The organism is Escherichia sp. F1, assembly GCF_046764225.1.
Classification (GTDB): Bacteria; Pseudomonadota; Gammaproteobacteria; order Enterobacterales; family Enterobacteriaceae; genus Escherichia; species Escherichia coli.
Genome location: NZ_CP177202.1, coordinates 1,165,838 through 1,190,786, shown reverse-complemented (window position 1 = coordinate 1,190,786; position 24,949 = coordinate 1,165,838). Strand labels below are relative to the sequence as shown.

Annotated in this window: 20 protein-coding genes, 1 tRNA gene, 1 other RNA gene and 1 pseudogene; 13 read left to right on the top strand and 10 right to left on the bottom strand. The window is 47.6% G+C overall.

The genetic code is table 11. The features are described from left to right. Positions 1 to 46 precede the first annotated feature (46 nt). Positions 47 to 409: a transfer-messenger RNA gene (gene ssrA / locus ACK8NJ_RS05705) on the top strand. Between the two features lie 160 nt (positions 410 to 569). Here the strand turns inward: ssrA and ypjA are convergent. The 5 genes and pseudogenes from ypjA to ACK8NJ_RS05680 form a co-directional block, all read right to left on the bottom strand. Continuing rightward, positions 570 to 5,138, bottom strand: coding sequence for an adhesin-like autotransporter YpjA/EhaD (ypjA, locus tag ACK8NJ_RS05700; RefSeq protein WP_411962220.1), 4,569 nt, complete (start codon positions 5,136 to 5,138; stop codon positions 570 to 572). A gap of 64 nt (positions 5,139 to 5,202) precedes the next feature. Continuing rightward, positions 5,203 to 5,322, bottom strand: a complete 120-nt coding sequence (locus ACK8NJ_RS05695) for a hypothetical protein (RefSeq protein ID WP_001131441.1) — start codon at positions 5,320 to 5,322, stop codon at positions 5,203 to 5,205. A 265-nt stretch (positions 5,323 to 5,587) separates the two neighbouring features. Continuing rightward, a pseudogene (locus ACK8NJ_RS05690) lies at positions 5,588 to 5,713 on the bottom strand (recombinase family protein); the annotation flags it as partial. 337 nt (positions 5,714 to 6,050) lie between these two features. Continuing rightward, the gene (locus ACK8NJ_RS05685) at positions 6,051 to 7,469 is read right to left on the bottom strand and encodes a DUF5507 domain-containing protein (protein ID WP_000961347.1); all 1,419 of its coding nucleotides are present in this window, start codon (positions 7,467 to 7,469) and stop codon (positions 6,051 to 6,053) included. Positions 7,470 to 8,220: 751 nt separating this feature from the next. Further along, positions 8,221 to 8,296, bottom strand: a tRNA-Ile gene (locus ACK8NJ_RS05680). A gap of 559 nt (positions 8,297 to 8,855) precedes the next feature. Between ACK8NJ_RS05680 and ACK8NJ_RS05675 the strand changes: the two genes are divergently transcribed. From ACK8NJ_RS05675 to csiR, 7 genes are all read left to right on the top strand, one after another. After that, entirely contained in the window at positions 8,856 to 11,108 is a 2,253-nt protein-coding gene (locus ACK8NJ_RS05675) for an alpha-amylase family glycosyl hydrolase (RefSeq protein ID WP_411962219.1), read from the top strand. A gap of 335 nt (positions 11,109 to 11,443) precedes the next feature. Continuing rightward, the gene (gene glaH / locus ACK8NJ_RS05670) at positions 11,444 to 12,421 is read left to right on the top strand and encodes a glutarate dioxygenase GlaH (RefSeq protein ID WP_042004038.1); all 978 of its coding nucleotides are present in this window, start codon (positions 11,444 to 11,446) and stop codon (positions 12,419 to 12,421) included. 19 nt (positions 12,422 to 12,440) lie between these two features. Further along, positions 12,441 to 13,709, top strand: a complete 1,269-nt coding sequence (gene lhgO / locus ACK8NJ_RS05665; RefSeq protein WP_042004037.1) for an L-2-hydroxyglutarate oxidase — start codon at positions 12,441 to 12,443, stop codon at positions 13,707 to 13,709. Positions 13,710 to 13,731: 22 nt separating this feature from the next. Beyond that, positions 13,732 to 15,180, top strand: coding sequence for an NADP-dependent succinate-semialdehyde dehydrogenase (gene gabD / locus ACK8NJ_RS05660; protein ID WP_137487196.1), 1,449 nt, complete (start codon positions 13,732 to 13,734; stop codon positions 15,178 to 15,180). A gap of 13 nt (positions 15,181 to 15,193) precedes the next feature. Beyond that, entirely contained in the window at positions 15,194 to 16,474 is a 1,281-nt protein-coding gene (gene gabT, locus ACK8NJ_RS05655) for a 4-aminobutyrate--2-oxoglutarate transaminase (RefSeq protein ID WP_411962218.1), read from the top strand. A 237-nt stretch (positions 16,475 to 16,711) separates the two neighbouring features. Continuing rightward, positions 16,712 to 18,112: a GABA permease gene (gene gabP / locus ACK8NJ_RS05650; RefSeq protein WP_042096244.1), complete on the top strand. Its 1,401-nt coding sequence runs from the start codon at positions 16,712 to 16,714 to the stop codon at positions 18,110 to 18,112. Between the two features lie 20 nt (positions 18,113 to 18,132). Beyond that, positions 18,133 to 18,795 (top strand): DNA-binding transcriptional regulator CsiR, encoded by a 663-nt coding sequence (gene csiR / locus ACK8NJ_RS05645; protein ID WP_000156814.1) that lies wholly within the window; start codon positions 18,133 to 18,135, stop codon positions 18,793 to 18,795. Here the strand turns inward: csiR and kbp are convergent, their stop codons facing one another. Next, positions 18,796 to 19,245 (bottom strand): potassium binding protein Kbp, encoded by a 450-nt coding sequence (kbp, locus tag ACK8NJ_RS05640; RefSeq protein ID WP_000522415.1) that lies wholly within the window; start codon positions 19,243 to 19,245, stop codon positions 18,796 to 18,798. It abuts the gene before it with no gap. An 83-nt stretch (positions 19,246 to 19,328) separates the two neighbouring features. Beyond that, entirely contained in the window at positions 19,329 to 19,487 is a 159-nt protein-coding gene (locus tag ACK8NJ_RS05635) for a YqaE/Pmp3 family membrane protein (protein WP_000508177.1), read from the bottom strand. A 182-nt stretch (positions 19,488 to 19,669) separates the two neighbouring features. Between ACK8NJ_RS05635 and ACK8NJ_RS05630 the strand changes: the two genes are divergently transcribed. Then, a complete protein-coding gene (locus ACK8NJ_RS05630; protein ID WP_000137280.1) occupies positions 19,670 to 19,969 on the top strand; it encodes an ArsR/SmtB family transcription factor in 300 nt (99 codons plus the stop codon). A gap of 9 nt (positions 19,970 to 19,978) precedes the next feature. Next, positions 19,979 to 20,503, top strand: a complete 525-nt coding sequence (gene ygaP, locus ACK8NJ_RS05625) for a thiosulfate sulfurtransferase YgaP (protein ID WP_001229441.1) — start codon at positions 19,979 to 19,981, stop codon at positions 20,501 to 20,503. Positions 20,504 to 20,549: 46 nt separating this feature from the next. On the opposite strand, the gene stpA is transcribed toward ygaP, so the two are convergent. Next, on the bottom strand, positions 20,550 to 20,954 hold the full coding sequence (gene stpA / locus ACK8NJ_RS05620; protein ID WP_000115383.1) for a DNA-binding protein StpA: 405 nt from the start codon (positions 20,952 to 20,954) through the stop codon (positions 20,550 to 20,552). A gap of 667 nt (positions 20,955 to 21,621) precedes the next feature. On the opposite strand from stpA, the gene alaE reads away from it, so the two are divergent. After that, a complete protein-coding gene (gene alaE, locus ACK8NJ_RS05615; RefSeq protein ID WP_000492658.1) occupies positions 21,622 to 22,071 on the top strand; it encodes an L-alanine exporter AlaE in 450 nt (149 codons plus the stop codon). 36 nt (positions 22,072 to 22,107) lie between these two features. Here alaE and ACK8NJ_RS05610 read toward each other — a convergent pair whose 3' ends face one another. Further along, complete coding sequence (locus ACK8NJ_RS05610; RefSeq protein ID WP_000281320.1) at positions 22,108 to 22,452, bottom strand: DUF2002 family protein; 345 nt, start codon at positions 22,450 to 22,452, stop codon at positions 22,108 to 22,110. Positions 22,453 to 22,603: 151 nt separating this feature from the next. Here ACK8NJ_RS05610 and ACK8NJ_RS05605 point away from each other — a divergent pair, with 151 nt between their 5' ends. Further along, positions 22,604 to 22,933, top strand: a complete 330-nt coding sequence (locus ACK8NJ_RS05605) for a DUF883 domain-containing protein (RefSeq protein ID WP_001316582.1) — start codon at positions 22,604 to 22,606, stop codon at positions 22,931 to 22,933. Between the two features lie 56 nt (positions 22,934 to 22,989). Here the strand turns inward: ACK8NJ_RS05605 and ACK8NJ_RS05600 are convergent, their stop codons facing one another. Further along, a complete protein-coding gene (locus ACK8NJ_RS05600; protein ID WP_001138434.1) occupies positions 22,990 to 24,324 on the bottom strand; it encodes a PLP-dependent aminotransferase family protein in 1,335 nt (444 codons plus the stop codon). Positions 24,325 to 24,411: 87 nt separating this feature from the next. Between ACK8NJ_RS05600 and ACK8NJ_RS05595 the strand changes: the two genes are divergently transcribed. Continuing rightward, entirely contained in the window at positions 24,412 to 24,843 is a 432-nt protein-coding gene (locus ACK8NJ_RS05595) for a carboxymuconolactone decarboxylase family protein (protein ID WP_000209797.1), read from the top strand. Positions 24,844 to 24,949 lie beyond the last annotated feature (106 nt).

Here is a 24,949-nt window from a genome sequence, read left to right as displayed (position 1 = left end):
GCTGGTCATGGCGCTCATAAATCTGGTATACTTGCCGTTACACATTGGGGCTGATTCTGGATTCGACGGGATTTGCGAAACCCAAGGTGCATGCCGAGGGGCGGTTGGCCTCGTAAAAAGCCGCAAAAAATAGTCGCAAACGACGAAAACTACGCTTTAGCAGCTTAATAACCTGCTTAGAGCCCTCTCTCCCTAGCCTCCGCTCTTAGGACGGGGATCAAGAGAGGTCAAACCCAAAAGAGATCGCGTGGAAGCCCTGCCTGGGGTTGAAGCGTTAAAACTTAATCAGGCTAGTTTGTTAGTGGCGTGTCCGTCCGCAGCTGGCAAGCGAATGTAAAGACTGACTAAGCATGTAGTACCGAGGATGTAGGAATTTCGGACGCGGGTTCAACTCCCGCCAGCTCCACCAATCATGATTGAACGGTGCAAGGACAACACCAACAAAAACAGGAAGTTAGAAGTCTCAGCAGAACACCGACCAGACGGTGAGGAGACATAAAAGGATACGCAAAGGAGCCGCGGCTCTTGGTGATATGAAAGCCCACAGATGTGGGCTTTTTCGTTGATGGTCAGAACGACCAGTTCACACCAGCTACCGCATTCCACGGGGATTCCACACCGGCACCATGGCTATACCCCACCCCGAGATGCCCGCTTAACGAACTGCTGAATGAGGCTTTAATACCTGCCTGGTATATTCCACGTCTGCCCGACAAATCATTGACAAAATTACCGTCATTATTCACCTTCACCCGGTTATCATCGACAAATTCTTTGCGCACAGCCGCCTTCAGCCACGGCTCAATTTCCATACCGTTCCCCAGACGCATGTTGTAACTCAGCGTTGCGCCCAGTTCACGATATATACTGCGGGTATCGACTGATTTCGATTCCATACCATTGGATAAATGATATTCGGGGTTATCAGCGGTGAACCCCGTTAACGATGCATACGGCGTCAGGTTCCAGTTACCATCGGTAAATCGCATCCCGGTTTCAATGTGACCGCCCAGCCCGTTGCTGCGATAACTGCCGTTGGCGGCTCCACCGCTGCTCATTTTACCGGCTACGTTACTTTCAAAACGGTTAAGCTTCACGACACCGTCCAGATAAAAACCACTTTCATGTTCCCAGCTGGCATAGCCCCCCAGAGAATAACTGCCCACACTGCCATGTCCTCCGCGATCAAAACCGATATGTGAATGTGAATAGCCCATAAAAGCGCCCAGCGTGGCAATCCCCTCAGGAATATCATTACGACTGTCGATCCCCACTGTCATTCCGGTCAGCGTCTGCTCAAACCCAGCCCCCGCATCGGTGGTGACATTATTACGGGTGTTATACGTCGCCCCCCAGACATTATTGTTGTGTGGACTCGCTTTCATTATGTTCAACCGCTCGCGAATACTGTTTAGCTCAGCATCAAATACCAACGGTAATGTTGCTGCCATATTGAGTACGGCTGCCGTAGAAGGCGTGATGCGTTTCTCAGGGACGGGTGTCGGTGTTGGATCGGGAGTCGGGTCTGGTTTCGGATCCGGTTTTGGGTCTGGTTTTGGATCCGGCTTCGGATTTGGGTTGGGGTCCGGGTTGGGTTTGACATCATTGGTCAGGTTCCAGTTGCTGTTACCATCGCTTTTCAGGACATACTCATAGGTCCCAAGATCAACGAAACCGCCAGTATTACCCAGCGTAAACGAAGCATCCCCTCCCCCTGTTTTCACCAGCGTCATCGCGTCGTCAGACTGAGGGCTGACGCCTGTATCCTGAACAAAGATTTTAAAATTGCCAGTGGCGTTGTTGTTGACGACCAGTTGATCGCCCCGGGAGCCTGCAACGTTGGTATGCAAGTAGAAATTACCGCTGCCGGAAAGTTCACTGGTGGTCAGCGTATTGTAGATACCGTTAGTTGTGGCAGGCGCTGCTGTTTGTGCTGATAAATAAACATCACCGTCGTTGAGGAGCAAACTGTTTACTCTATATTCGCAGTTGCTGGTGCCTGCACAGGAATTATTGCTGTTAAGCCAGACACTGCCCCGGCTGGCAGCCGTCAGGTCGGCAAGCGTCGTATCGACGCCATTTCCGATAGTTAATGTCGCGCTATCGGTAATCCGGACCACCCCTTCAAGTTTAACTGGCGTAACATTATCCCGTGGCGTCATTAACGACAGGCTTCCTGTCGCGCCACTGACCGATGCATCCGCCAGCGCACCTGCGTAGACGATTGCCGTCCCGCCAGCAACCTGTAGATCTTCTGCCCGGGCCAGAGCCTGAAACTCATCTTTTGACCGACCGAGGGTATATTGCCCACCAGAATTAACCTTTGTGGCGAAGTCCTGACCCAGGTTTTGCATTGCCCCACCGTTGCCAACCGTGGAATCGCGAGCTTCGGTACCTGCTAATACCAATAAATTACCGCCATTTTCCAGCAGCACATTGGTCGCTAAATTTCCGGCAATGGAAAAGGTGCCGTACTGGTGAGTACCGCTGATTTCAATACCGTTAGCCGTGCTCGTCTGGAGAGCGGCATCGCTGTTCTGGATGATATCTGTCGCTTTGCCATTATCGTTGACTGTCAGCGTACCGCCTTCATTAATCGTTGTTTTTACTGCCTCACCGTTAGCCGAAACTGTTTGTATTCCGCCGTCGTTAATCGTTGTCTCATTTGCCACACCCTCGACGATTTGTTCACCGCCAGTGAGCGTCGTGCCAGTCGCAGTGGCTTTTGTTTTGACGATCTCCCGACCGCCCGCATTGACCTGTGTTTTGGCGGAAGTGGTGTCTGACTCCACGGTTAACACGCCGCCATTTGCCAGCAGGATATTGTTCGCCGCATCCTGCTCAATGCTGAACGCGACGCCATCAGCGCGTGTCCCTGTGACCCGCGTCGCTCTGGTGGTTGCAACCAACGCGCCCTGGCTACTTTGCTGTATCCCCGTTGCGCTGCCTTTCTCCCGCACATCGAGAGTGCCGCCTTCATTAAGCACCGAGTTTTCAGCCAGACCGCCCTCATTAACTACCTGTGAACCGCCATTAATAATGGAACCTTCCGCTGTCCCGTTTACCATAATTTGTTGTAGGCCAGAGACGATATCGGTATTGATCGCCTTACCATAATTCTGAACGGTTTGCGTACCGCCATTGATGTGCGTTTTGTCTGTTGACCCACCATCAACAATTTGTTCACCACTTTCAATATTTGCATCAGTGGCTAAACCATATACCATTTGCTTGCCACCTTTGATATTTGCTTTTTCAGAAGTGGCACTGGCATATATTGTTTGGGTACCAGCACTATTAAGCACAGTACCAACATCTTTTCCATAAACATCCATTTTGCCGTTGGCATTAATAATCGTGTCAACTGCCCGGGAACCAGTGACGACTGTTAATGAGCCAGCGTTTTCCAGCACTACATTTTTAGCTTCTGAATTCCTGATGTAGAAAGCATCACCATAACTGTTGGTTCCTTCGATAAGTGTTCCGGAGGTCGTGGAAGCAATTAATGCGCCGCCGGATTGTTGCTCAACATGCTTAGCCTCACCACCGTCCTGAACCTCCAGAACGCCACCATTATTAAGTCTGGTGCTATCTGTTTTAGCCTCCTTCTGGACAATCAGCTTACCGCCAGCATCAATGGTAGTATTTTTCGCCGAGGTTTTAGCCATTACCGTCAGTTCGCCGGTATTTTCCAGCACAACATAATTAGCCTCTCCTCCGGTAATAGTGAAGTGAGAGAGCTTGTTGTATCCTTCGATATCAGTCCCTGCGCCCGTGTTGGCAATTAAAGCACTGCCCGTCTCCTGGTTAACCCCATGTGCAATACCACCGGTATAGACAATCAGCGAGCCTCCGGCGCTAATATTGCTGCCAGTTGCCGTACCATCTTTCTCAACAACCTGCCGGCTTCCGGAGGAGATATTTGTCGTGTCAGCTTTCCCGCCGCTCTTGATATTTTGTGTTCCGCTGTTGATATTGGTGCCCGTGGCAATACCATGATTATTAATATTCTGTGTGCCACCATTAATTATGGTATTTGTCGCGTTTCCGGCAACATCCATAACGCCGCCGTTATCTATTCGGGTCGCATCAGCTTTAGCATTCGTTAAAACTGACATTGTTCCTTTATCTTTAATTATCGTCCTGGTTGCCGAACCATATACGTCTAAATGACCACCGTTTTCCAGCAACACATTGTCTGCCACGTTATTGTGGATGGAGAATGCCCCTTCACTATTCGTACCGCTCACCGTCAAATCGTAAGTCGTTACTTTCAAAGCGGCTCCATCGTGCTGAGTAACATTTGTTGCCATACCACCTCTAACATCAAGCACGCCACCGGAATAAATTTCAATAACATCCGAGGTGCTGGTGTAATCAACAATTTGCGTACCACCAGAATAGATCTGAGTATTTTTTGCCGTTGACTTACTATCCAGAGACTGAGTTCCACCTTCAATCGTCGTGTCCAGCGCATGGCTTTCATATACTCTTTGCTCACCGCCATTTTTAATGGTGGTTGTTTCTACTGTGCTCTGTTCAACATACTGTCGACCACCATTTATGGTTGTGTTCGTCGCCAGACTTCCTTGTACTACGTCCTGAGAGCCAGACTTATTTATCGTTGTACCGTCAACATGCCCTTGAATTGTTACTATCTGGCTACCACCATCAATGATTGTTCCATTCGCAGTCCCCCCCTCTACGCGTGAAGTACCGCCCTTAATTGTCGTTCCATTGATGATACCCCCTTTATAAACGTCCTGATTGCCACTCTCGATTATCGTACCTGTGGAAATACCCCCGTCATGAATTGACTGTCTGCCCCCGTTAATGGTTGTATTATTAGACTGCCCCACATAATTGTTATGCCTTCCTACATCTTGATATCCACCCGATTCAATAAGACTTCCATTAGATATCCCGCCATAAACATTCTGCTGGCCATGGTTGATAATATGAGTGTTATTTGTTGTACCTCGTTCATCTACTTTTTGGCTGCCATCTACAGTCTCATCGTTTACCACACCAATAACATCAGGAGTGAAGGCCGCCGTCCCTGGCGGGGCATATATCAAGGCAGATATCAATAAGGAAAGTACTGAGCGGCGACAATAATGGGGACTGGTCCTGTTCATAAATTTCATCCTCTGAAAAGTGAATACTGAGTAGCGTTTAAGCGACCGTAGCTCTGCTGCAACATCAGCCCACAGGCACCAGACCAGGGGATTCATCCTGAAGAGACAGCGCAAGTGTATTGTGTTCACCGCTCATCAAAGACATCATGATGAAATGATGATATTCCGCATAAGAAAGAGGCATTTTTTAAACGCAGTGCGCTGAAGTGTGGTTGGATAAAAAAGTCAATCTATTCAGGAAATACGGGCGTATTCTTTTCTTTCGACATTGAAGCCGTCGGAAAAATAAAATGATTTACATAATCGTTTCTGATGAATATCTTCTGCTCACATAAAAATCACACAATAACATTGAGATTGCAGATTGTTTTACTTTTACAGCTTTCGTCCCCCCATTATTGGGCAAATATTGGTAGAGTCAGAGCACGAAAGTTAATACCACGTTCTCACAGCTCCTCCAACAGCACGGCAAGATGTCGCATACTGCGCCCCAGTCGGTTCAGTTTCCATACTACCAGTACGTCCCCTACCGATAATGTCCTGAGCCGTTTGCTCTGTCCGGGTCTGCTGCCACGGTTATGCGCTGAAGTGGTAACTCTGAGCACGCAGTTCATCAGTCAGGCGTGGTACACCGTAACCCTATTATTGATGGGTAATATCAAAAAAACTTTCAGGCAGCTAAGGAAAGTTGAACCAGACATTAGATGAAATATTTCAACCCATTACAGCACCAATTCAGACACCGCCAGCCCACCAAATAAATCAAGGGGTTACGTGAAAGCGTAGCCCCTTTTTCTTTGGTAGTGGCAGCAAAATGGTTGTAGTGTAAAAAATAATCCCGTTTAATCAATCAATAATACATATTGTTTCAATCTACGTTATTATCTCTTTGTAAAAATTGCCATTTATTTATCATTGAAAACTGCTTTTAGAACTTGATACAAGGGGACTAGTCACAACAGGACTATTTTCAACGGGATCATCCTCAGAAGAACTATCATCAAAGTCATCATCCATAAATAAAATATCATCGAATGGTGCCACGCCCGTGATGAGTTTTATTTTATTATTACGATCAGACAAGACTCCACTTAAACCGTTTTCGCTGACGCGTTCTAATGATTTTTCATTACTCTTGTTGTAAGCAGGCGCATTAAAAATACACGGAGTATCAACATCAAACAATGACGTTCCCCAGTTCACATATTGAATATCATAGTTACTGAAGTTCTGTCCAGAAAAGAAGCATCCCTTAAAATCCAATCCACGTAAATTATATAAACCACCCTCTTCTTTTTGGAGAGTAATGTTAATTTTGGCTATCTCCCGGACATCATCGCCATTTTTGTATTTGAATACCGTTTCAAGATGTTCTCCAGACAGCTTGACTTCTGGGAATAATTTGAAATTAAACCCTACATCATTATTATTCAAAGTAGATGAACGAAAGATGGAAAAAGCTTGCAGTGCTGAATTATAGCTTTCAATTTTATCTTGAGGCTGCGCTCTTGGTAAAAACTTATAGCAACACTCATAAAAATTAAACAGAAGCTCTGAAGACCTTCCATTTTTATCAAATAATATCCCCTTGAACTTCTTCACAAACGCATCTGTTTTTTCTTGAATATCTATGGTGTGATATTTTGACGCTAAAAAAGCAGAACTCTGCTGAAGCTCATTAATATCAAATTGACTAGCATTGATAAACTGCGTTTGTTTTAATTTATCTACATCATTACTTTTACCTTGTGCAGGTGGTTCAGATAAAGATGTAGTAATGTTTGTTGCTCGTTGGTTATTGTAAATATTATAGATAGCAGTATTTTTACTTATATTATCAAGAAGCGTCTTTTCATTTCTCTTAGAGCATTCAACTAATTGCTCAATCTCACCTTTATTCGCTGATTTATGAACTTCAGAAACCGCATTTTCTTTGTTCTCCAGCTTTAGTTTAACGAGAAGGTCTTCCCACACCGTTTTTTTTAAAAATACTACGTCAGGCTCACCATCAGCAACTAACTCTTGATTATTATCAAAGTGTACGTTGTATACTTTTAATTTATTTTCATTAACATCATATTTAATACGTTTTAATTGTTCTCCGGCTCCCATAATGACAAAAGCATTGCTTTCATGATATTTACATTCAGACATCATTTTTTGTAAAATTTCAAGAGCACCGTTATACGTCCCTGTGGCAGCTTCCTTACAAATTAATTTTATAATACTATAAGCTAGTAACTCCATGGATTTAGAAGATTTTCTTTCATTACAACTTCCACTATTTATAAATGTGCTAGTGTTAATTTCGTTGCTTTTACTAACTAACATTGTCTATTCCTCAGTTAATGTCTACATGGCTATTTTTAATGTTATTATTGTTTGTCACTATAAAAAATCGCTCATTTGAGACAATTGCTGGCATTAGCAGCTTCATATGCTATACATGGCACTTTTAATTAATTTAGCACAGGAATGTTAAATTTAATAAACAAAAGGTTATTTCGCTGTATGATAAAAACCACCCGTTATAATTTATTAGTGAAAATCGTTTTTTGAGTGTTAGAAATGTATATCTCAATAGCGTTGATTAATGACCAAAGCCAGACTCCTGTAACGCTCACAAGACTCTTCTGCATTCGACGGCGGTTCTAGTCAGTAGTAGATGTTTAAGGCGTGGCAGAGACATTTCATCCTTACTCTAAGGCATTGTTCTACATACATTGGTCGTGGTACTCACTCAGCATAAGTGAGCGAAAAGAGAATAGTTCAGTGATTTGAGTAATTAACCTGATTAAATGAAGGGGTATAATAAATGATAATACTCTGGCTTTATCGTTAATTACTTAATTCCACATGTAAGCAATTTGCCCGCTTGGCATAGCGGGCATTTTTTCCAGGTACTTTTGAATGAGTACTGATGGATAAATACATTGCAGTGGCGTGCCACGTACCAAAACACCAGCCCTCATTCGAAACCACCCACCAAACTTCTTCCTTGAAATGGCGTTAGTCGTGAAATATAGACCGCCATCGAGTACCCCTTGTACCCTTAACTCTTCCTGATACGTGAATGCTGATATGGTGGCCCTTGCTGGACTTGAACCAGCGACCGGACGATTATGAGTCGTCTGCTCTAACCACTGAGCTAAAGGGCCTTGAGTATGCAATAACAATACTTATAAACCACGCAATAAACATGATGATCTTATGATGTAAATAACAGATTTTTATGCGTTCTCATTCATCCTGGGTCGTCATTACCTGCGACATAAAACCCGACACCGCTTCCATTCACAAAGTCGATACTCTCAGTCAACAAGCAAATGCTAATACTTAGCACTATTTATAGTTACCATCGATTCAATGAAAGTTTGTAATGATTTTGTATCTAATAATAAAACTTTATTACATTAGTTGAAGAGTTTTCGCATCATTATGATATCTGTTACTTTTCACCCCATAAAAATAAACTTCATATAGCAATATATTCTTTCATAGATCTTATTCTGCTAATCATTAGTTTCGTATGAGCGATTTTTGACAGTTGCCTCTCCAGACCACATCGATAATTAAAAAAACAGATTTAAGCATTATCCTTTTCCATATAAATATTGGATAAAAGTAGGACATCTGTTTGCAATTACTTTCACAACAATTAAACATTTTTATGTTTCCGTATACACCATATTACTCTACCATTAGAGGAACTTTATTATGTTTTCTATAAAACCAGGACCAAGAAATTTACCTATCGGCAACCCCACATTGTTATCATGGAACATTACTGACGGGGATCTAAATTCCAAATTAAATACATTAGAATATCTAAACTGTATAACAAATATTATTAATTCTTGTGGAGTTTATCCTCAGGATTTAAAACACAGAGAAATTATATCAACTTTTCACGCAGAAAAAGTTATTAATGATCTGTTAAAAAACGATTATAAAATTTCCCTTTTTCCAGATACAACTTACCGAGAGTTGAATAAAGCAGCACAGCGTAGCATTACAGCGCCAGACAGGATAGGAGAAGGAAAAACATGGGTTTATCAACGAGATACAATGGTTGAAAGAGGTGATAACAGCGGTGTTCATCAGTATGGTCCAGCTGAACATTTCACTCACATTATATCTGACAAACCGTCCCCAAAAGATAAGTATGTTGCATATGCTATTAACATTCCTGACTATGAACTGGCAGCTGATGTATATAATATTAACGTAACGTCACCTACCGGCCAGCAAGAAACATTTAAAATATTAATCAATCCAGAACATCTACGGCAAACACTTGAGCGTAAATCTCTTACTGCTGTTCAGAAATCACAATGTGAAATCATCACCCCCAAAAAACCTGGCGAAGCGATTCTTCATGCTTTTAATGCCACCTATCAGCAAATCAGGAAAAATATATCTGAGTTTGCACGTTGTCATTATGGGTATATACAAATCCCTCCCGTAACCACTTTCCGCGCCGACGGACCAGAAACTCCCGAAGAAGAAAAAGGTTACTGGTTTCACGCTTATCAACCCGAAGATCTTTGTACTATCCATAATCCAATGGGAGATTTGCAGGATTTTATCGCATTGGTTAAAGATGCCAAAAAATTTGGTATCGATATCATCCCTGATTATACATTTAACTTTATGGGAATCGGGGGTAGTGGTAAAAATGATCTGGATTATCCCTCTGCCGATATACGAGCGAAGATCAGTAAAGATATAGAAAGTGGTATCCCTGGCTATTGGCAAGGTCAGGTCTTGATTCCCTTTATTATAGATCCATTAACAAAAGAACGTGACCAAATCCATCCAGAAGATATACATCTCACTGCAAAAGACTTCGAAGCAAGTAAAGATAATATTTCTAAGGATGAATGGGAAAACCTCCATGCATTAAAAGAAAAGCGTTTAAATGGAATGCCTAAAACAACACCCAAAAGTGACCAGGTTATTATGTTGCAAAATCAATACGTTCGTGAAATGCGAAAATATGGCGTACGAGGTTTACGTTATGATGCAGCAAAACACTCAAAACATGAACAAATAGAGAGGTCGATAACCCCACCGCTTAAAAATTATAATGAGCGGTTGCACAATACAAATTTATTTAATCCAAAATATCAAAAAAAAGCTGTTATGAATTACATGGAATACCTGGTAACTTGTCCGTTAGATGAACAACAAATGTCATCGCTGCTTTATGAAAGAGATGATTTAAGCGCCATTGATTTTTCATTGCTCATGAAGACGATAAAAGCCTTTTCATTTGGTGGCGATCTCCAAACTCTTGCATCAAAACCGGGCTCCACAATCTCAAGCATCCCATCAGAAAGACGGATATTGATTAACATTAACCACGATTTTCCTAACAATGGTAATCTTTTCAATGACTTTTTATTTAACCATCAGCAAGATGAACAATTAGCAATGGCATATATGGCCGCTCTCCCGTTCAGCAGGCCTTTAGTTTACTGGGATGGTCAGGTATTAAAATCAACGACTGAGATTAAAAATGATGATGGGTCCACTCGTGTCGGCGGTGAGGCGTGGCTTAATAAAGGTTGCTCTACCTATCAGCAGCTCTACAATGAATTCCACGCATTATATATAGATAAAGAAGGAATATGGAGCGCATTTGAGGGTGTATTTGCAACTAAAAATGTTCTGGCCTTTAGTCGTGGGGATTCTGTGAACATTAATCACTCTCCTCATGATGGACTAGTTATAATAAATAAAGGAAACGAAGAAGTTGAAGGTACCTGGCCTAACAAATTGCAACCAGGAATATATAAAAACATGGGGAGTAATAGCGTTAACATTATTATTAATAATACCCGAAAAATTATCCCCCCTGGTAAAGCATTTATGCTTAGAGGCGGAGCTCTAAATATCAATATTCCTGGGCGCAGCGCTCTTCTTTTAGGGAAAACAGGAGAACCGCCGAACTATTTCTATTTGTAATTTAATGTTATATCTGCCCCGCTAAAACGGGGCAGATAATATGTTTAGTTTACTAACGGTCATTTTGCAGTGAAGCCATTTACTGTTTTATATCGACCAGATAATCTGTTCTCTGATGGTAGCTCTCCCTAACCTGTTGCTTTAGTTATTCATTTCCTGTCTCACTTTGCCTTAATACCCTACATTAAATGTTACTAATTTGTTGCTTTTGATCACAATAAGAAAACAATATGTCGCTTTTGTGCGCATTTTTCAGAAATGTAGATATTTTTAGATTATGGCTACGAAATGAGCATCGCCATGTCACCCTACATCTCATAAGAGGATCGCTTCTGATGAATGCACTGACCGCCGTACAAAATAACGCTGTCGATTCAGGCCAGGACTATAGCGGATTCACTCTCACCCCGTCGGCGCAATCCCCGCGTCTGCTGGAACTCACCTTCACCGAACAGACGACCAAACAGTTTCTCGAGCAGGTTGCCGAATGGCCCGTGCAGGCGCTGGAGTACAAATCGTTTCTGCGTTTTCGGGTAGGCAAAATTCTCGACGATCTGTGTGCAAATCAACTGCAACCGGTGCTGTTGAAAACGTTGCTAAACCGCGCTGAGGGTGCGCTGTTGATCAATGCGGTGGGTGTCGATGACGTGAAGCAAGCGGATGAGATGGTGAAGCTGGCAACGGCGGTAGCGCATCTGATTGGTCGTTCCAATTTCGACGCGATGAGCGGTCAGTATTACGCGCGTTTTGTGGTGAAAAATGTCGATAACTCAGACAGCTATCTGCGTCAGCCGCACCGCGTGATGGAGTTGCACAACGACGGCACCTACGTGGAAGAGATCACCGACTACGTGCTGATGATGAAAATCGACGAGCAGAACATGCAGGGTGGAAATTCGTTGCTGCTGCATCTCGATGACTGGGAACATCTGGACCACTATTTCCGCCATCCACTGGCGCGTCGCCCGATGCGCTTTGCCGCGCCGCCGAGCAAAAACGTCAGCAAAGATGTTTTCCATCCAGTGTTCGACGTTGATCAACAGGGTCGCCCGGTGATGCGCTATATCGACCAGTTCGTCCAACCGAAAGACTTCGAAGAAGGCGTGTGGTTGAGCGAGCTTTCCGACGCCATTGAAACCAGTAAAGGCATTCTTTCTGTACCCGTTCCCGTTGGCAAATTCCTGTTGATTAACAACCTGTTCTGGCTGCACGGTCGCGACCGCTTTACTCCGCACCCGGATCTGCGCCGTGAACTGATGCGTCAGCGTGGCTATTTCGCTTACGCCTCTAACCACTACCAGACGCATCAGTAAGCGCAAAGGAATTGAGCGGATGTATGATTTCGTGATTATTGGCGGCGGCATCATCGGCATGTCGACCGCCATGCAACTGATTGATGTCTATCCGGATGCCCGCATTGCGTTGCTGGAAAAAGAGTCCGGCCCGGCCTGTCACCAGACGGGCCACAACAGCGGCGTGATCCACGCCGGAGTCTATTACACGCCCGGCAGCCTGAAGGCGCAGTTTTGCCTGGCGGGAAACCGCGCCACCAAAGCCTTTTGCGATCAAAACGGCATTCGCTATGACAACTGCGGAAAGATGCTGGTCGCCACCTCTGAACTCGAAATGGAACGGATGCGCGCGTTGTGGGAACGTACGGCGGCGAATGGTATCGAGCGCGAGTGGCTAAACGCCGACGAACTGCGCGAGCGCGAACCGAATATCACCGGGCTTGGCGGTATTTTTGTGCCGTCCAGCGGCATCGTCAGCTATCGCGAAGTGACGGCGGCAATGGCAAAAATTTTCCAGGCCAGAGGCGGCGAGATTATTTATAACGCCGAAGTCAGCGCCCTCAGTGAGCATAAAAAAGGCGTGGTGATACGTACCCGTCAGGGCGGCGAATATGAAGCATCGACGCTGATTAGCTGTTCCGGGCTGATGGCTGACCGGCTGGTGAAAATGCTCGGCCTCGAACCGGGCTTTATCATCTGCCCGTTCCGTGGTGAGTATTTCCGCCTTGCGCCGGAGCATAACCAGATTGTTAACCACCTGATTTACCCCATTCCCGACCCCGCGATGCCATTTTTGGGCGTGCATCTCACCCGCATGATCGATGGCAGCGTGACCGTCGGGCCAAACGCGGTGCTGGCTTTTAAACGCGAAGGCTATCGCAAGCGCGATTTCTCGTTTAGTGACACGCTGGAGATTTTAGGCTCGTCGGGGATTCGCCGGGTGCTGCAAAACCATCTACGCTCAGGATTGGGCGAGATGAAAAACTCGCTGTGCAAAAGCGGCTATCTGCGGCTGGTGCAAAAGTATTGTCCCCGGCTTTCGTTAAGCGATCTCCAGCCCTGGCCCGCCGGTGTGCGGGCACAGGCGGTATCGCCGGACGGCAAGCTGATTGACGATTTTCTGTTTGTCACCACCCCGCGCACGATCCACACCTGCAATGCGCCCTCCCCGGCAGCGACATCAGCAATTCCTATTGGTGCGCATATTGTCAGCAAGGTACAAACGCTGTTGGCAAGCCAGAGTAACCCCGGACGCACGCTGCGAGCGGCACGTAGTGTGGATGCCTTACACGCCGCATTTAATCAATAACCTTTGAAAACAGGACGTAACAATGAAACTTAACGACAGTAACTTATTCCGCCAGCAGGCGTTGATTAACGGGGAATGGCTGGACGCCAACAATGGCGAGGTCATCGACGTTACCAATCCGGCGAACGGCGACAAGCTGGGTAGCGTTCCCAAAATGGGCGCTTATGAAACCCGCGCCGCTATCGACGCCGCCAACCGCGCCCTGCCCGCCTGGCGTGCGCTCACCGCCAAAGAACGCGCCACCATTCTGCGCAACTGGTTCAATTTGATGATGGAGCATCAGGACGATTTAGCGCGCCTGATGACCCTAGAACAGGGCAAACCGCTGGCTGAAGCGAAAGGCGAAATTAGCTACGCCGCCTCCTTTATTGAGTGGTTTGCCGAAGAAGGCAAACGCATTTATGGCGACACCATTCCTGGTCATCAGGCCGATAAACGCCTGATTGTTATCAAGCAGCCGATTGGCGTCACCGCGGCTATCACGCCGTGGAACTTCCCGGCGGCGATGATTACCCGCAAAGCCGGTCCGGCGCTGGCGGCAGGCTGCACCATGGTGCTGAAGCCCGCCAGTCAGACGCCGTTCTCTGCGCTGGCGCTGGCGGAGCTGGCGATTCGCGCAGGCGTTCCGGCTGGCGTATTTAACGTGGTCACCGGTTCGGCGGGCGCGGTGGGTAACGAACTGACCAGCAATCCGCTGGTGCGCAAGCTGTCGTTTACCGGCTCGACCGAAATTGGCCGCCAGTTAATGGAACAGTGCGCGAAAGACATCAAGAAAGTGTCGCTGGAGCTGGGCGGCAACGCGCCGTTTATCGTCTTTGACGATGCCGACCTCGACAAAGCCGTGGAAGGCGCACTGGCCTCGAAATTCCGCAACGCCGGGCAAACCTGCGTCTGCGCCAACCGTTTATACGTGCAGGACGGCGTGTATGACCGCTTTGCCGAAAAATTACAGCAGGCGGTGAGCAAACTGCACATCGGCGACGGGCTGGAGAATGGCGTCACCATCGGGCCGCTGATTGATGAAAAAGCGGTAGCAAAAGTGGAAGAGCATATTGCCGATGCGCTGGAGAAAGGTGCGCGTGTGGTTTGCGGCGGTAAAGCGGATGAACGCGGCGGCAACTTCTTCCAGCCGACCATTCTGGTGGACGTTCCGGCCAACGCCAAAGTGTCGAAAGAAGAGACGTTCGGCCCCCTTGCCCCGCTATTCCGCTTTAAAGATGAAGCCGATGTGATTGCGCAGGCCAATGACACCGAGTTTGGCCTTGCCGCCTATTTCTACGCCCGTGATTTAAGCCGCGTCTTCCGCGTGGGCGAGGCGCTGGAGTACGGCATCGTCGGCATTAATACTGGCATTATTTCCAATGAAGTGGCCCCGTTCGGTGGCATTAAAGCCTCGGGTCTGGGTCGTGAAGGTTCGAAGTATGGCATCGAAGATTACTTAGAAATCAAATATATGTGCATCGGTCTTTAACTGGAGAACGCGAATGAGCAGCAATAAAGAGTTAATGCAGCGCCGCAGTCAGGCGATTCCCCGTGGCGTTGGGCAAATTCACCCCATTTTCGCGGACCGCGCGGAAAACTGCCGGGTGTGGGACGTTGAAGGCCGTGAGTATCTTGATTTCGCGGGCGGCATTGCGGTGCTCAATACCGGGCACCTGCATCCGAAAGTGGTTGCGGCGGTGGAAGCGCAGTTGAAAAAGCTGTCGCACACCTGCTTCCAGGTGCTGGCTTACGAACCGTATCTGGAGCTGTGCGAGATTATGAATCAGAAGGTGCCGGGAGATTTCGCCAAAAAAACGCTGCTGGTAACGACCGGTTCTGAAGCGGTGGAGAACGCGGTGAAAATCGCCCGCGCCGCCACCAAACGCAGCGGGACCATCGCCTTTAGCGGCGCGTATCACGGGCGCACGCATTACACGCTGGCGCTGACCGGCAAGGTGAATCCGTACTCTGCGGGCATGGGACTGATGCCTGGGCACGTTTATCGCGCGCTTTATCCTTGCCCGCTGCACGGCATCAGTGAAGATGACGCTATCGCCAGCATTCACCGAATTTTTAAAAATGACGCTGCGCCGGAAGATATCGCCGCCATCGTGATTGAGCCGGTTCAGGGCGAAGGCGGTTTCTACGCCGCGACGCCAGCCTTTATGCAGCGTTTACGCGCGCTGTGTGACGAGCACGGGATCATGCTGATTGCCGATGAAGTGCAGAGCGGCGCGGGGCGTACCGGCACGCTGTTTGCGATGGAGCAGATGGGCGTTGCGCCGGATCTTACCACCTTTGCGAAATCGATCGCGGGCGGCTTCCCGCTGGCGGGCGTCACCGGGCGCGCGGAAGTGATGGATGCCGTCGCTCCAGGCGGTCTGGGCGGCACCTATGCCGGTAACCCGATTGCCTGCGTGGCTGCGCTGGAAGTGTTGAAGGTGTTTGAGCAGGAAAATCTGCTGCAAAAAGCCAACGATCTGGGGCAGAAGTTGAAAGACGGATTGCTGGCGATAGCCGAAAAACACCCGGAGATCGGCGACGTACGCGGGCTGGGAGCGATGATCGCCATCGAGCTGTTTGAAGATGGCGATCACAGCAATCCGGACGCAAAACTCACCGCCGAGATCGTGGCGCGCGCCCGCGATAAGGGCCTGATTCTTCTCTCCTGCGGCCCGTATTACAACGTGCTGCGCATCCTTGTACCGCTCACCATTGAAGACGCTCAGATCCGTCAGGGTCTGGAAATCATCAGCCAGTGTTTTGATGAGGCGAAGCAGTAGATCCGTACCCATGCCGGAGGCGACGCTGCGCGTCTTGTCCGGCCTACGCGAATCCAGGTCGGATAAAGCGTTTACGCTGCATCCGACAATCTGTACGTGAACAGGAATAAATCTATGTCGGCCGGGTAAGGCGGAGCCGCTCTCCGGTAAAAAGAATCAATAACAATTAAACGCGTGACCCGACGCGGGAAATGTCGGGGCGCTCTCCCAAGTGACACACTTTCGAGAGGATTCAGGATGGGGCAATCATCGCAACCACATGAGTTAGGCGGCGGGCTGAAGTCACGCCACGTCACCATGTTGTCTATTGCCGGTGTTATCGGCGCAAGTCTGTTTGTCGGTTCCAGCGTCGCCATCGCCGAAGCGGGCCCGGCGGTATTACTGGCCTATCTGTTCGCCGGATTACTGGTGGTTATGATTATGCGAATGTTGGCGGAAATGGCAGTTGCCACGCCCGATACCGGTTCGTTTTCCACCTATGCCGATAAAGCCATTGGCCGCTGGGCGGGCTATACCATCGGCTGGTTGTACTGGTGGTTTTGGGTACTGGTTATCCCACTGGAAGCCAACATCGCCGCTATGATCCTGCACTCGTGGGTTCCAGGCATTCCCATCTGGTTATTTTCCCTGGTCATTACCCTCGCCTTGACTGGCAGTAATTTATTAAGCGTTAAAAACTACGGCGAATTTGAGTTCTGGCTGGCGCTGTGCAAAGTCATCGCTATCCTGGCCTTTATTTTCCTTGGTGCAGTCGCAATTAGCGGTTTTTACCCTTATGCCGAAGTGAGCGGGATCTCAAGATTGTGGGATAGCGGCGGCTTTATGCCCAACGGCTTCGGTGCGGTATTAAGCGCGATGTTGATCACCATGTTCTCGTTTATGGGCGCAGAAATTGTCACTATTGCCGCCGCGGAATCTGACACGCCGGAAAAACATATTGTCCGCGCCACCAACTCGGTTATCTGGCGTATTTCTATCTTCTATTTATGCTCTATTTTTGTCGTCGTGGCATTAATACCGTGGAATATGCCGGAGCTGAAAGCCGTTGGATCTTATCGCTCGGTTCTGGAGTTGCTCAATATTCCCCATGCGAAATTAATCATGGACTGCGTGATATTACTTTCCGTAACCAGCTGTCTGAACTCGGCGCTGTATACCGCTTCCAGGATGCTCTACTCCTTAAGCCGTCGCGGTGATGCTCCCGCGGTAATGGGTAAAATCAACCGCAGTAAAACCCCGTATGTGGCGGTATTACTCTCCACCGGCGCGGCATTTTTAACGGTGGTGGTGAATTATTACGCGCCTGCAAAAGTGTTTAAATTTCTGATCGATAGCTCCGGCGCTATCGCCCTGCTGGTTTATTTAGTCATTGCCGTTTCACAATTGCGGATGCGCAAAATTCTGCGAGCAGAAGGAAGCGAAATTCGCCTGCGGATGTGGCTTTATCCGTGGCTCACCTGGCTGGTAATCGGCTTTATTACCTTTGTGTTGGTAGTGATGCTATTCCGCCCGGCGCAACAGTTAGAAGTAATCTCCACCGGCTTATTAGCGATAGGGATTATCTGTACCGTGCCAATTATGGCTCGCTGGAAAAAACTGGTATTGTGGCAAAAAACACCCGTTCATAATACGCGCTAATAATGATCAGGAGTCACACCATGACCATTACGTCTCTGGATGGCTATCGCTGGCTGAAGAACGATATTATTCGCGGTAATTTTCAACCGGATGAAAAATTACGGATGAGTTTGCTGACATCGCGTTACGCACTTGGCGTTGGGCCGTTGCGGGAAGCGCTTTCGCAACTGGTAGCAGAACGACTGGTCACGGTGGTGAATCAAAAAGGGTATCGGGTGGCGTCTATGTCAGAGCAGGAGCTGCTCGATATTTTCGACGCCCGCGCCAATATGGAAGCGATGCTGGTCAGTCTGGCGATTGCCCGCGGTGGCGATGAATGGGAGGCAGACGTTCTCGCAAAAGCGCATCTGCTGAGTAAGCTGGAGGCCTGTGACGCCAGTGAGAAAATGCTTGATGAGTGGGATCTGCGTCATCAGGCGTTTCATACTGCAATTGTGGCGGGCTGTGGTTCTCACTATTTGCTGCAAATGCGTGAACGGTTGTTTGATCTGGCGGCGCGCTATCGATTTATCTGGCTGCGGCGAACAGTGCTTTCGGTGGAAATGCTGGAAGATAAACGCGATCAGCACCAGACCCTGACTGCGGCGGTACTGGCGCGAGATACCGCGCGCGCCAGTGAGTTAATGCGCCAGCATTTACTGACGCCAATTCCCATTATCCAGCAGGCGATGGCTGGCAATTAACTACTCTTCAGGAATACGCAACACTTGCCCCGGGTAAATTTTATCCGGGCTTTTTAGCATCGGTTTATTCGCTTCGAAGATTTTATTGTACAGATTAGCGTTACCGTAGACCTGTTTGGAAATGGCACTCAGAGTGTCGCCAGACTTAACGGTATAAAACTGGCTGGCAGTGGCTGGTGTCGCCGTTTTCACCTGATCATCGACACTGGCAATACCGGAAATATTTCCCACCGCAACAAGGATTTTCTCCTTTGCCTCCTGACTTAAGCCGTCACCAGTGACCGTCGCTTTGCCGTCGGCAATTTGAATGTTCACTTTATCGGCATCCGGTATACCGGTTTTGTTCAGATGCTCCTGCACCTTCTTCGCCTGATCGTCTTTATCGTGCTGACCTGTAACCGCGTCCCAGAGTTTTTCTCCGGCATCTTTCACAAAATTGAACAGACCCATAGCTACCTCATTCGTTAACGGAAACACTCAGAAAGTGTAGCAGAGGAACGCGGCGCGTTAACGCCGCGGGGGTGAGGACAGGTTTAATCGCGGGTTTGCACCCAGAAAGCGTGAATCAAACCGGGGATATACCCAAGCAGTGTCAGCAGAATATTAATAATGAACGCCCAACCGAACCCTTTACCGAGCAGCACGCCGAGCGGCGGCAGAATGATGGTGATGACGATTCTCCAGAAACCCATATGTACTCCCTATAAGAAAATTACTCATTGTTTAAAAAGAGATTTTATCTCTTAAGCGTAGTAATTTTAGCGGAGCCTGCCAGTTTCAGCTTACGCTTTTACTCTCATTTACGCTGCTGAGGCTGGTATATGTTGCATTTTTAGTTTAGAGTTTACTTAATTTAGAAAATACTTAAATAAATATGACTGAACTCGCGCAATTACAGGCCAGTGCCGAACAGGCAGCGGCCTTATTGAAAGCAATGAGCCACCCTAAACGGTTGCTGATTCTGTGCATGCTTAGCGGTTCCCCCGGCACCAGTGCGGGAGAGCTGACGCGCATTACCGGACTAAGTGCCTCTGCAACATCACAGCATCTCGCTCGTATGCGGGACGAAGGGCTTATCGACAGCCAACGGGATGCCCAACGCATTCTATATTCCATTAAAAATGAGGCGGTAAATGCCATTATCGCCACCCTGAAAAATGTCTATTGTCCGTAAGGAGTCACTATGGCTTTGACAACCATTTCGCCGCATGATGCACAAGAATTAATCGCACGCGGCGCAAAGTTAATCGATATTCGTGACGCTGATGAATATCTTCGTGAGCATATTCCTGAAGCAGATCTGGCTCCATTATCCGTGCTGGAACAGTCAGGTCTTCCGGCTAAATTACGTCACGAGCAAATTATATTCCACTGCCAGGCAGGTAAACGCACCAGTAATAACGCCGATAAATTAGCAGCGATTGCCGCCCCCGCAGAAATCTTTTTACTCGAAGATGGGATTGATGGCTGGAAAAAAGCAGGATTACCAGTAGCGGTAAATAAATCTCAACCCTTGCCGTTAATGCGCCAGGTGCAGATCGCTGCGGGTGGTTTAATATTAATCGGAGTTATACTAGGTTATACCGTAAATAGCGGTTTCTTCTTATTAAGCGGCTTTGTTGGTGCCGGGTTACTGTTTGCAGGAATTAGCGGTTTTTGTGGGATGGCAAGGTTGTTAGGTAAGATGCCGTGGAACCAACGAGCTTGAGAAGCGACGCCGGACGCGCCATAGCGGCGGCATCCGGCCTCAGTAATTAGATCAGGAAATCGTCGAGAGATTTACCTTCTGCCAGCGCCTGAGCGATTGGCTTCGGTGTACGACCCTGACCGGTCCAGGTTTTAGTTTCACCGTTAACATCGGTGAATTTATATTTCGCCGGACGCGGCTGGCGTTTTTTACCAGCGCGTGGTGCAGCAGCAGAGCTATTACCCAATAACTCTTCCGGGTTAATTCCGTCAGCTTTCATCAACTCCAGCCAGGTGCTAATTTTTTCCTGGCGCTCTGCCAGTTCACGCTGCTGCTGTTCTTCTTCTTCACGTCTTTCTTTAGTGACAACCCTGAATTTTTCGAGCATTTCTTCAAGAACGTCAATGGAGAATTCGCGAGCCATCGCACGGAGAGTGCGAATGTTATTTAAACTTTGTAACATTACGGACATAATAAAGAAAACCTTTTAACGCCAAAACAAAAAAGTATTTCGTCGCGTAGTGTAAGCGATCACTTATTATATTTCCACAAAATTTAATCTATTTACAGTCCTGCGCGAGATTATTTCAGCTGTTATTTTCTGAAACTCTCAGAATAATTTCAAGATTATATATTAGCCATTTTGATGAGTAATTTAGGTTATTTGTGAGCAGAGCGGCGCTCTCTGCTCGCTAATTCCGCAAGCCTGACAAAACCAAAGTGAATAAAAATGCAGTATATACGAATAAAAATAAACACCCATCACTGGTGTTTTCTGCTGTCAATGTACATTATCTGGCATAAAAAATGCTGAAAATGACCCGATCACTACATACACCGAATTCTCTACGCTTATAGCGTTACCTCCCCCCCAAACCTTCATGAGTGAAAATAAAGGTAAACACATATCCAATTGATTTAATTAAAAATAAACCATATCGGCATGTAAAAATCCACAATGTACAAAAAACGCGCCGTTACGGAATATTTTATCTACAAAAACAGTTTAAATAAAAATTTTTCACTAATTGATTAGTCATAGCCAGCGATATACGCTATGCGAAAATGCAGATGGCAATGAGATCCACTGATTTCATCTCCATTCACATCCCATTACGCTTTTATTAAGGAGCATTAGCATGTTCTCACCGCAGTCACGCTTGCGTCATGCAGTTGCAGATACGTTCGCGATGGTTGTTTACTGTTCTGTCGTGAACATGTGTATTGAAGTTTTCCTCTCCGGAATGAGCTTCGAACAGTCTTTTTATTCCAGATTGGTAGCGATTCCGGTGAACATCTTAATTGCATGGCCATACGGTATGTACCGCGATCTGTTTATGCGCGCAGCACGCAAAGTTAGCCCGTCGGGCTGGATAAAAAATCTGGCGGATATCATGGCTTATGTGACGTTCCAGTCACCGGTGTATGTGGCGATCTTGTTAGTGGTGGGCGCAGACTGGCATCAGATTATGGCGGCGGTCAGTTCAAACATCGTTGTTTCGATGTTGATGGGGGCGGTTTATGGCTACTTCCTCGATTATTGCCGCCGACTGTTTAAAGTCAGCCGTTACCAGCAGGTAAAAGCCTGACCCTTCTTTTCGCGACTGGCATCGCCAGTCGCGTCTTTAACTGGCTTCGCCAAATAAACCATTCAAATAACGTTCAAGCGCAACACGCGAACTAAAGCCATGCGGGATACCGTAATGCTCGTGTCGCTCGCCTGCTAAATAGAGCGGAAATTGTTGATAATGATCGCAAGTTTTAATATCGGAAGCGGGTTCAGCCAGTGTCGAACTACGTTCTTTTAATGTTGGATGAATTACCAGTGCGGTACGTCCCATTCGCGCTTCGCGATTAACATAGACATAATTTTCCCCACGGCGGTAACCATACGCTTTCTGGGTTACCACATCGACAGTAAAACCGACTTTTTCAAGTACGCGCGCCACCTCGTCTGGTCGTAAATACATATTTGATCCTCGTTATTATCAACCGCGGGCCTACCTTACCTGATTGCGCATTCACAACGCTTTCAGAAAAGTCCATAAAGCCGCGATGAACCTCAGTTAAGAAAATTATGGTCTACACTGAAAATTACATCGAATTCTAATGGGGGATCATATGTTTAACCGACCGAACCGCAACGACGTTGATGATGGCGTGCAGGATATCCAGAATGATGTCAATCAATTAGCTGACAGCCTCGAATCTGTATTGAAGTCCTGGGGCAGCGACGCCAAAGGGGAAGCCGAAGCCGCTCGTGGTAAAGCGCAGGCTCTACTGAAAGAAACCAGGGCGCGAATGCATGGTCGTACTCGCGTCCAGCAAGCCGCGCGCGATGCCGTTGGCTGCGCGGATTCTTTTGTTCGTGAAAGACCCTGGTGTAGTGTGGGTACAGCGGCAGCGGTGGGTATTTTTATCGGCGCACTGTTAAGCATGCGCAAATCGTAGTGCAAAAATGATAATAAATACGCGTCTTTGACCCCGAAGCCTGGCTTCGGGGTTTTTTAGCTTAAGGCTTTACGTAATTGTTGTGCAACCTGTCGCGCCATACCTTCGTTAACGATATTAGTAAACGAGAGCAGTAATCCACCTTCCCCACTTGAACGGATACGCCAGTCGCTAAGTGCCTGCACAGCAAGGCCTGCAGCATTGGCTTTACGCGCATGGGCAATATCATCGCCTATCATTCTGATCACCATCTGGATACCACCTTTCTGCGGCACAACCTGAAATCCTTGCTGCGTCAACGCTTGCTCAATCCATTGCCGACGTTGAGCATAATGCTGACGCATTTTCTTCAGATGCCGCCAGAAATGCCCCTCGCGAAGAAAGTCTGCCAGTGTGTTCTGCCATAGAACAGGTACCGCACATGGAGCCAGTGACGCCTGGTGGCGGAATTGTGCAATTTGCTTCACTGGCAACACCAGCCACGCACAGCGCAATGCAGGAAATAGCGCTTTGCTGAATGTTCCGGCATAAATTACCCGCTGCGGTGCGTCGAGACTTTTTAACGCCGGTAACGGCTTACCGTGATAGCGAAACTCACTGTCATAATCATCTTCAATAATCCATGCCTGACTACGATCTGCCCATTCCAGTATCTGATGCCTGCGCGCTAAAGAGAGCGCCACACCCAGCGGACTTTGGTGTGCTGGTGTTATCAGGGCAAAACGCGCATCAGGATAATTTTGTATTCCGCTTGTGATATCCAGTCCATTGTCATCAACCGGCACAGGCAAAATTTCCACATCATGGCGAGTGACAATCGGGCGAATCAGTGGAAAGCCGGGATCTTCTATCCACATCCCGTTTCCCGGTTTCGCCAGCGCGTGCAGAATTAAAGCTATTGAGGCCGCATAACCGTGAGTGATAAAGACCTGCTCTGGCTGACAATCAATCCCACGTGAAACGCGTAAGTAATCAACTATTGCCTCGCGCAACGCCACCTCACCGCAGACATCGCCTAACGCCAAATCAAAGCGCGTCTGGGTACGAAGGCGACGCCCCATCACCCGCGCCCACAGCTCTCGCGGAAAGAGATCGAGTGCGGGTAATCCCATTTGAAATGGCAACGGTTGCTGACTTTCACCGGCAAAAGCTACAACTTGTACAGTAGATTGTTGCGGATATATCCGCTCACTGACAAATGTGCCAGCCTGTCCCCGCCTGATCAGCCATCCTTGCGCCACCAGCTCAGCATACGCATTTTCGACAGTGGATCGAGACACCCCCAGCTCCTGCGACCAGGTACGACTTGAAGGCAGCCTTGCGCCGGGTTTCAGTTCCCCTTGCTCAATAGCCGTTTTTAACTGACGGGCGATATCCTGATAGCGCGGCATATGGTCTGCTTTTTTAGGTAATTTATGGCTCTCTTTAGCAGTCCATTATAGTGCTACATTGCGGGCGTTAATAAGAGGAGAAACTGTATGACTACATTACGTCAGCCTTACTACGAACTTAGCCCGGCAGTGTATAACGCACTAGTGCAGGCCAAAACGGCACTGGAAAATAGCACGCTGGATACCACGTTGATGGAGTTAGTTTATTTGCGCGTCTCGCAAATCAACGGCTGCGCATTTTGTCTGGAGATGCACAGCAAAGCATTGCGCAAATCCGGCGTGCCACAGCACAAACTGGACGCCCTGGCAGGTTGGCGCGTAAGCCATCATTTTGATGAACGCGAGCGGGCGGCGCTGGCATGGGCGGAATCGGTAACCGAAATTGCCAGAACCCATGCGGAAGACGAGGTTTATCAGCCTTTGCTTGAGCATTTCAGCGCAGCAGAGATCAGCGACTTAACGTTTGCCATCGGGCTGATGAATTGTTTTAACCGTCTGGCCGTTTCCATGCGGATGTAACTTCTTGATGCCGGGTATTCACCCGGCAAAAAAACACAAAATCCCCTACCCCGTTGAGCCATTCATCGGTGGCGTAATCAATCTAAAATTCCCATATCTTGTATGG

What these genes read in the sequence shown, in the direction of transcription:
- ACK8NJ_RS05610 (WP_000281320.1), bottom strand. Translation starts at nt 22,452, where the DNA reads ATGTATTTACGACCAGACGAGGTGGCGCGCGTACTTGAAAAAGTCGGT.
- ygaP (WP_001229441.1), top strand. Translation starts at nt 19,979, where the DNA reads ATGGCTTTGACAACCATTTCGCCGCATGATGCACAAGAATTAATCGCA.
- glaH (WP_042004038.1), top strand. Translation starts at nt 11,444, where the DNA reads ATGAATGCACTGACCGCCGTACAAAATAACGCTGTCGATTCAGGCCAG.
- ACK8NJ_RS05675 (WP_411962219.1), top strand. Translation starts at nt 8,856, where the DNA reads ATGTTTTCTATAAAACCAGGACCAAGAAATTTACCTATCGGCAACCCC.
- ACK8NJ_RS05635 (WP_000508177.1), bottom strand. Translation starts at nt 19,487, where the DNA reads ATGGGTTTCTGGAGAATCGTCATCACCATCATTCTGCCGCCGCTCGGC.
- ACK8NJ_RS05600 (WP_001138434.1), bottom strand. Translation starts at nt 24,324, where the DNA reads ATGCCGCGCTATCAGGATATCGCCCGTCAGTTAAAAACGGCTATTGAG.
- gabP (WP_042096244.1), top strand. Translation starts at nt 16,712, where the DNA reads ATGGGGCAATCATCGCAACCACATGAGTTAGGCGGCGGGCTGAAGTCA.
- lhgO (WP_042004037.1), top strand. Translation starts at nt 12,441, where the DNA reads ATGTATGATTTCGTGATTATTGGCGGCGGCATCATCGGCATGTCGACC.
- ACK8NJ_RS05595 (WP_000209797.1), top strand. Translation starts at nt 24,412, where the DNA reads ATGACTACATTACGTCAGCCTTACTACGAACTTAGCCCGGCAGTGTAT.
- alaE (WP_000492658.1), top strand. Translation starts at nt 21,622, where the DNA reads ATGTTCTCACCGCAGTCACGCTTGCGTCATGCAGTTGCAGATACGTTC.
- ACK8NJ_RS05630 (WP_000137280.1), top strand. Translation starts at nt 19,670, where the DNA reads ATGACTGAACTCGCGCAATTACAGGCCAGTGCCGAACAGGCAGCGGCC.
- ACK8NJ_RS05685 (WP_000961347.1), bottom strand. Translation starts at nt 7,469, where the DNA reads ATGTTAGTTAGTAAAAGCAACGAAATTAACACTAGCACATTTATAAAT.
- csiR (WP_000156814.1), top strand. Translation starts at nt 18,133, where the DNA reads ATGACCATTACGTCTCTGGATGGCTATCGCTGGCTGAAGAACGATATT.
- ypjA (WP_411962220.1), bottom strand. Translation starts at nt 5,138, where the DNA reads ATGAACAGGACCAGTCCCCATTATTGTCGCCGCTCAGTACTTTCCTTA.
- stpA (WP_000115383.1), bottom strand. Translation starts at nt 20,954, where the DNA reads ATGTCCGTAATGTTACAAAGTTTAAATAACATTCGCACTCTCCGTGCG.
- ACK8NJ_RS05695 (WP_001131441.1), bottom strand. Translation starts at nt 5,322, where the DNA reads ATGCCTCTTTCTTATGCGGAATATCATCATTTCATCATGATGTCTTTG.
- gabT (WP_411962218.1), top strand. Translation starts at nt 15,194, where the DNA reads ATGAGCAGCAATAAAGAGTTAATGCAGCGCCGCAGTCAGGCGATTCCC.
- gabD (WP_137487196.1), top strand. Translation starts at nt 13,732, where the DNA reads ATGAAACTTAACGACAGTAACTTATTCCGCCAGCAGGCGTTGATTAAC.
- ACK8NJ_RS05605 (WP_001316582.1), top strand. Translation starts at nt 22,604, where the DNA reads ATGTTTAACCGACCGAACCGCAACGACGTTGATGATGGCGTGCAGGAT.
- kbp (WP_000522415.1), bottom strand. Translation starts at nt 19,245, where the DNA reads ATGGGTCTGTTCAATTTTGTGAAAGATGCCGGAGAAAAACTCTGGGAC.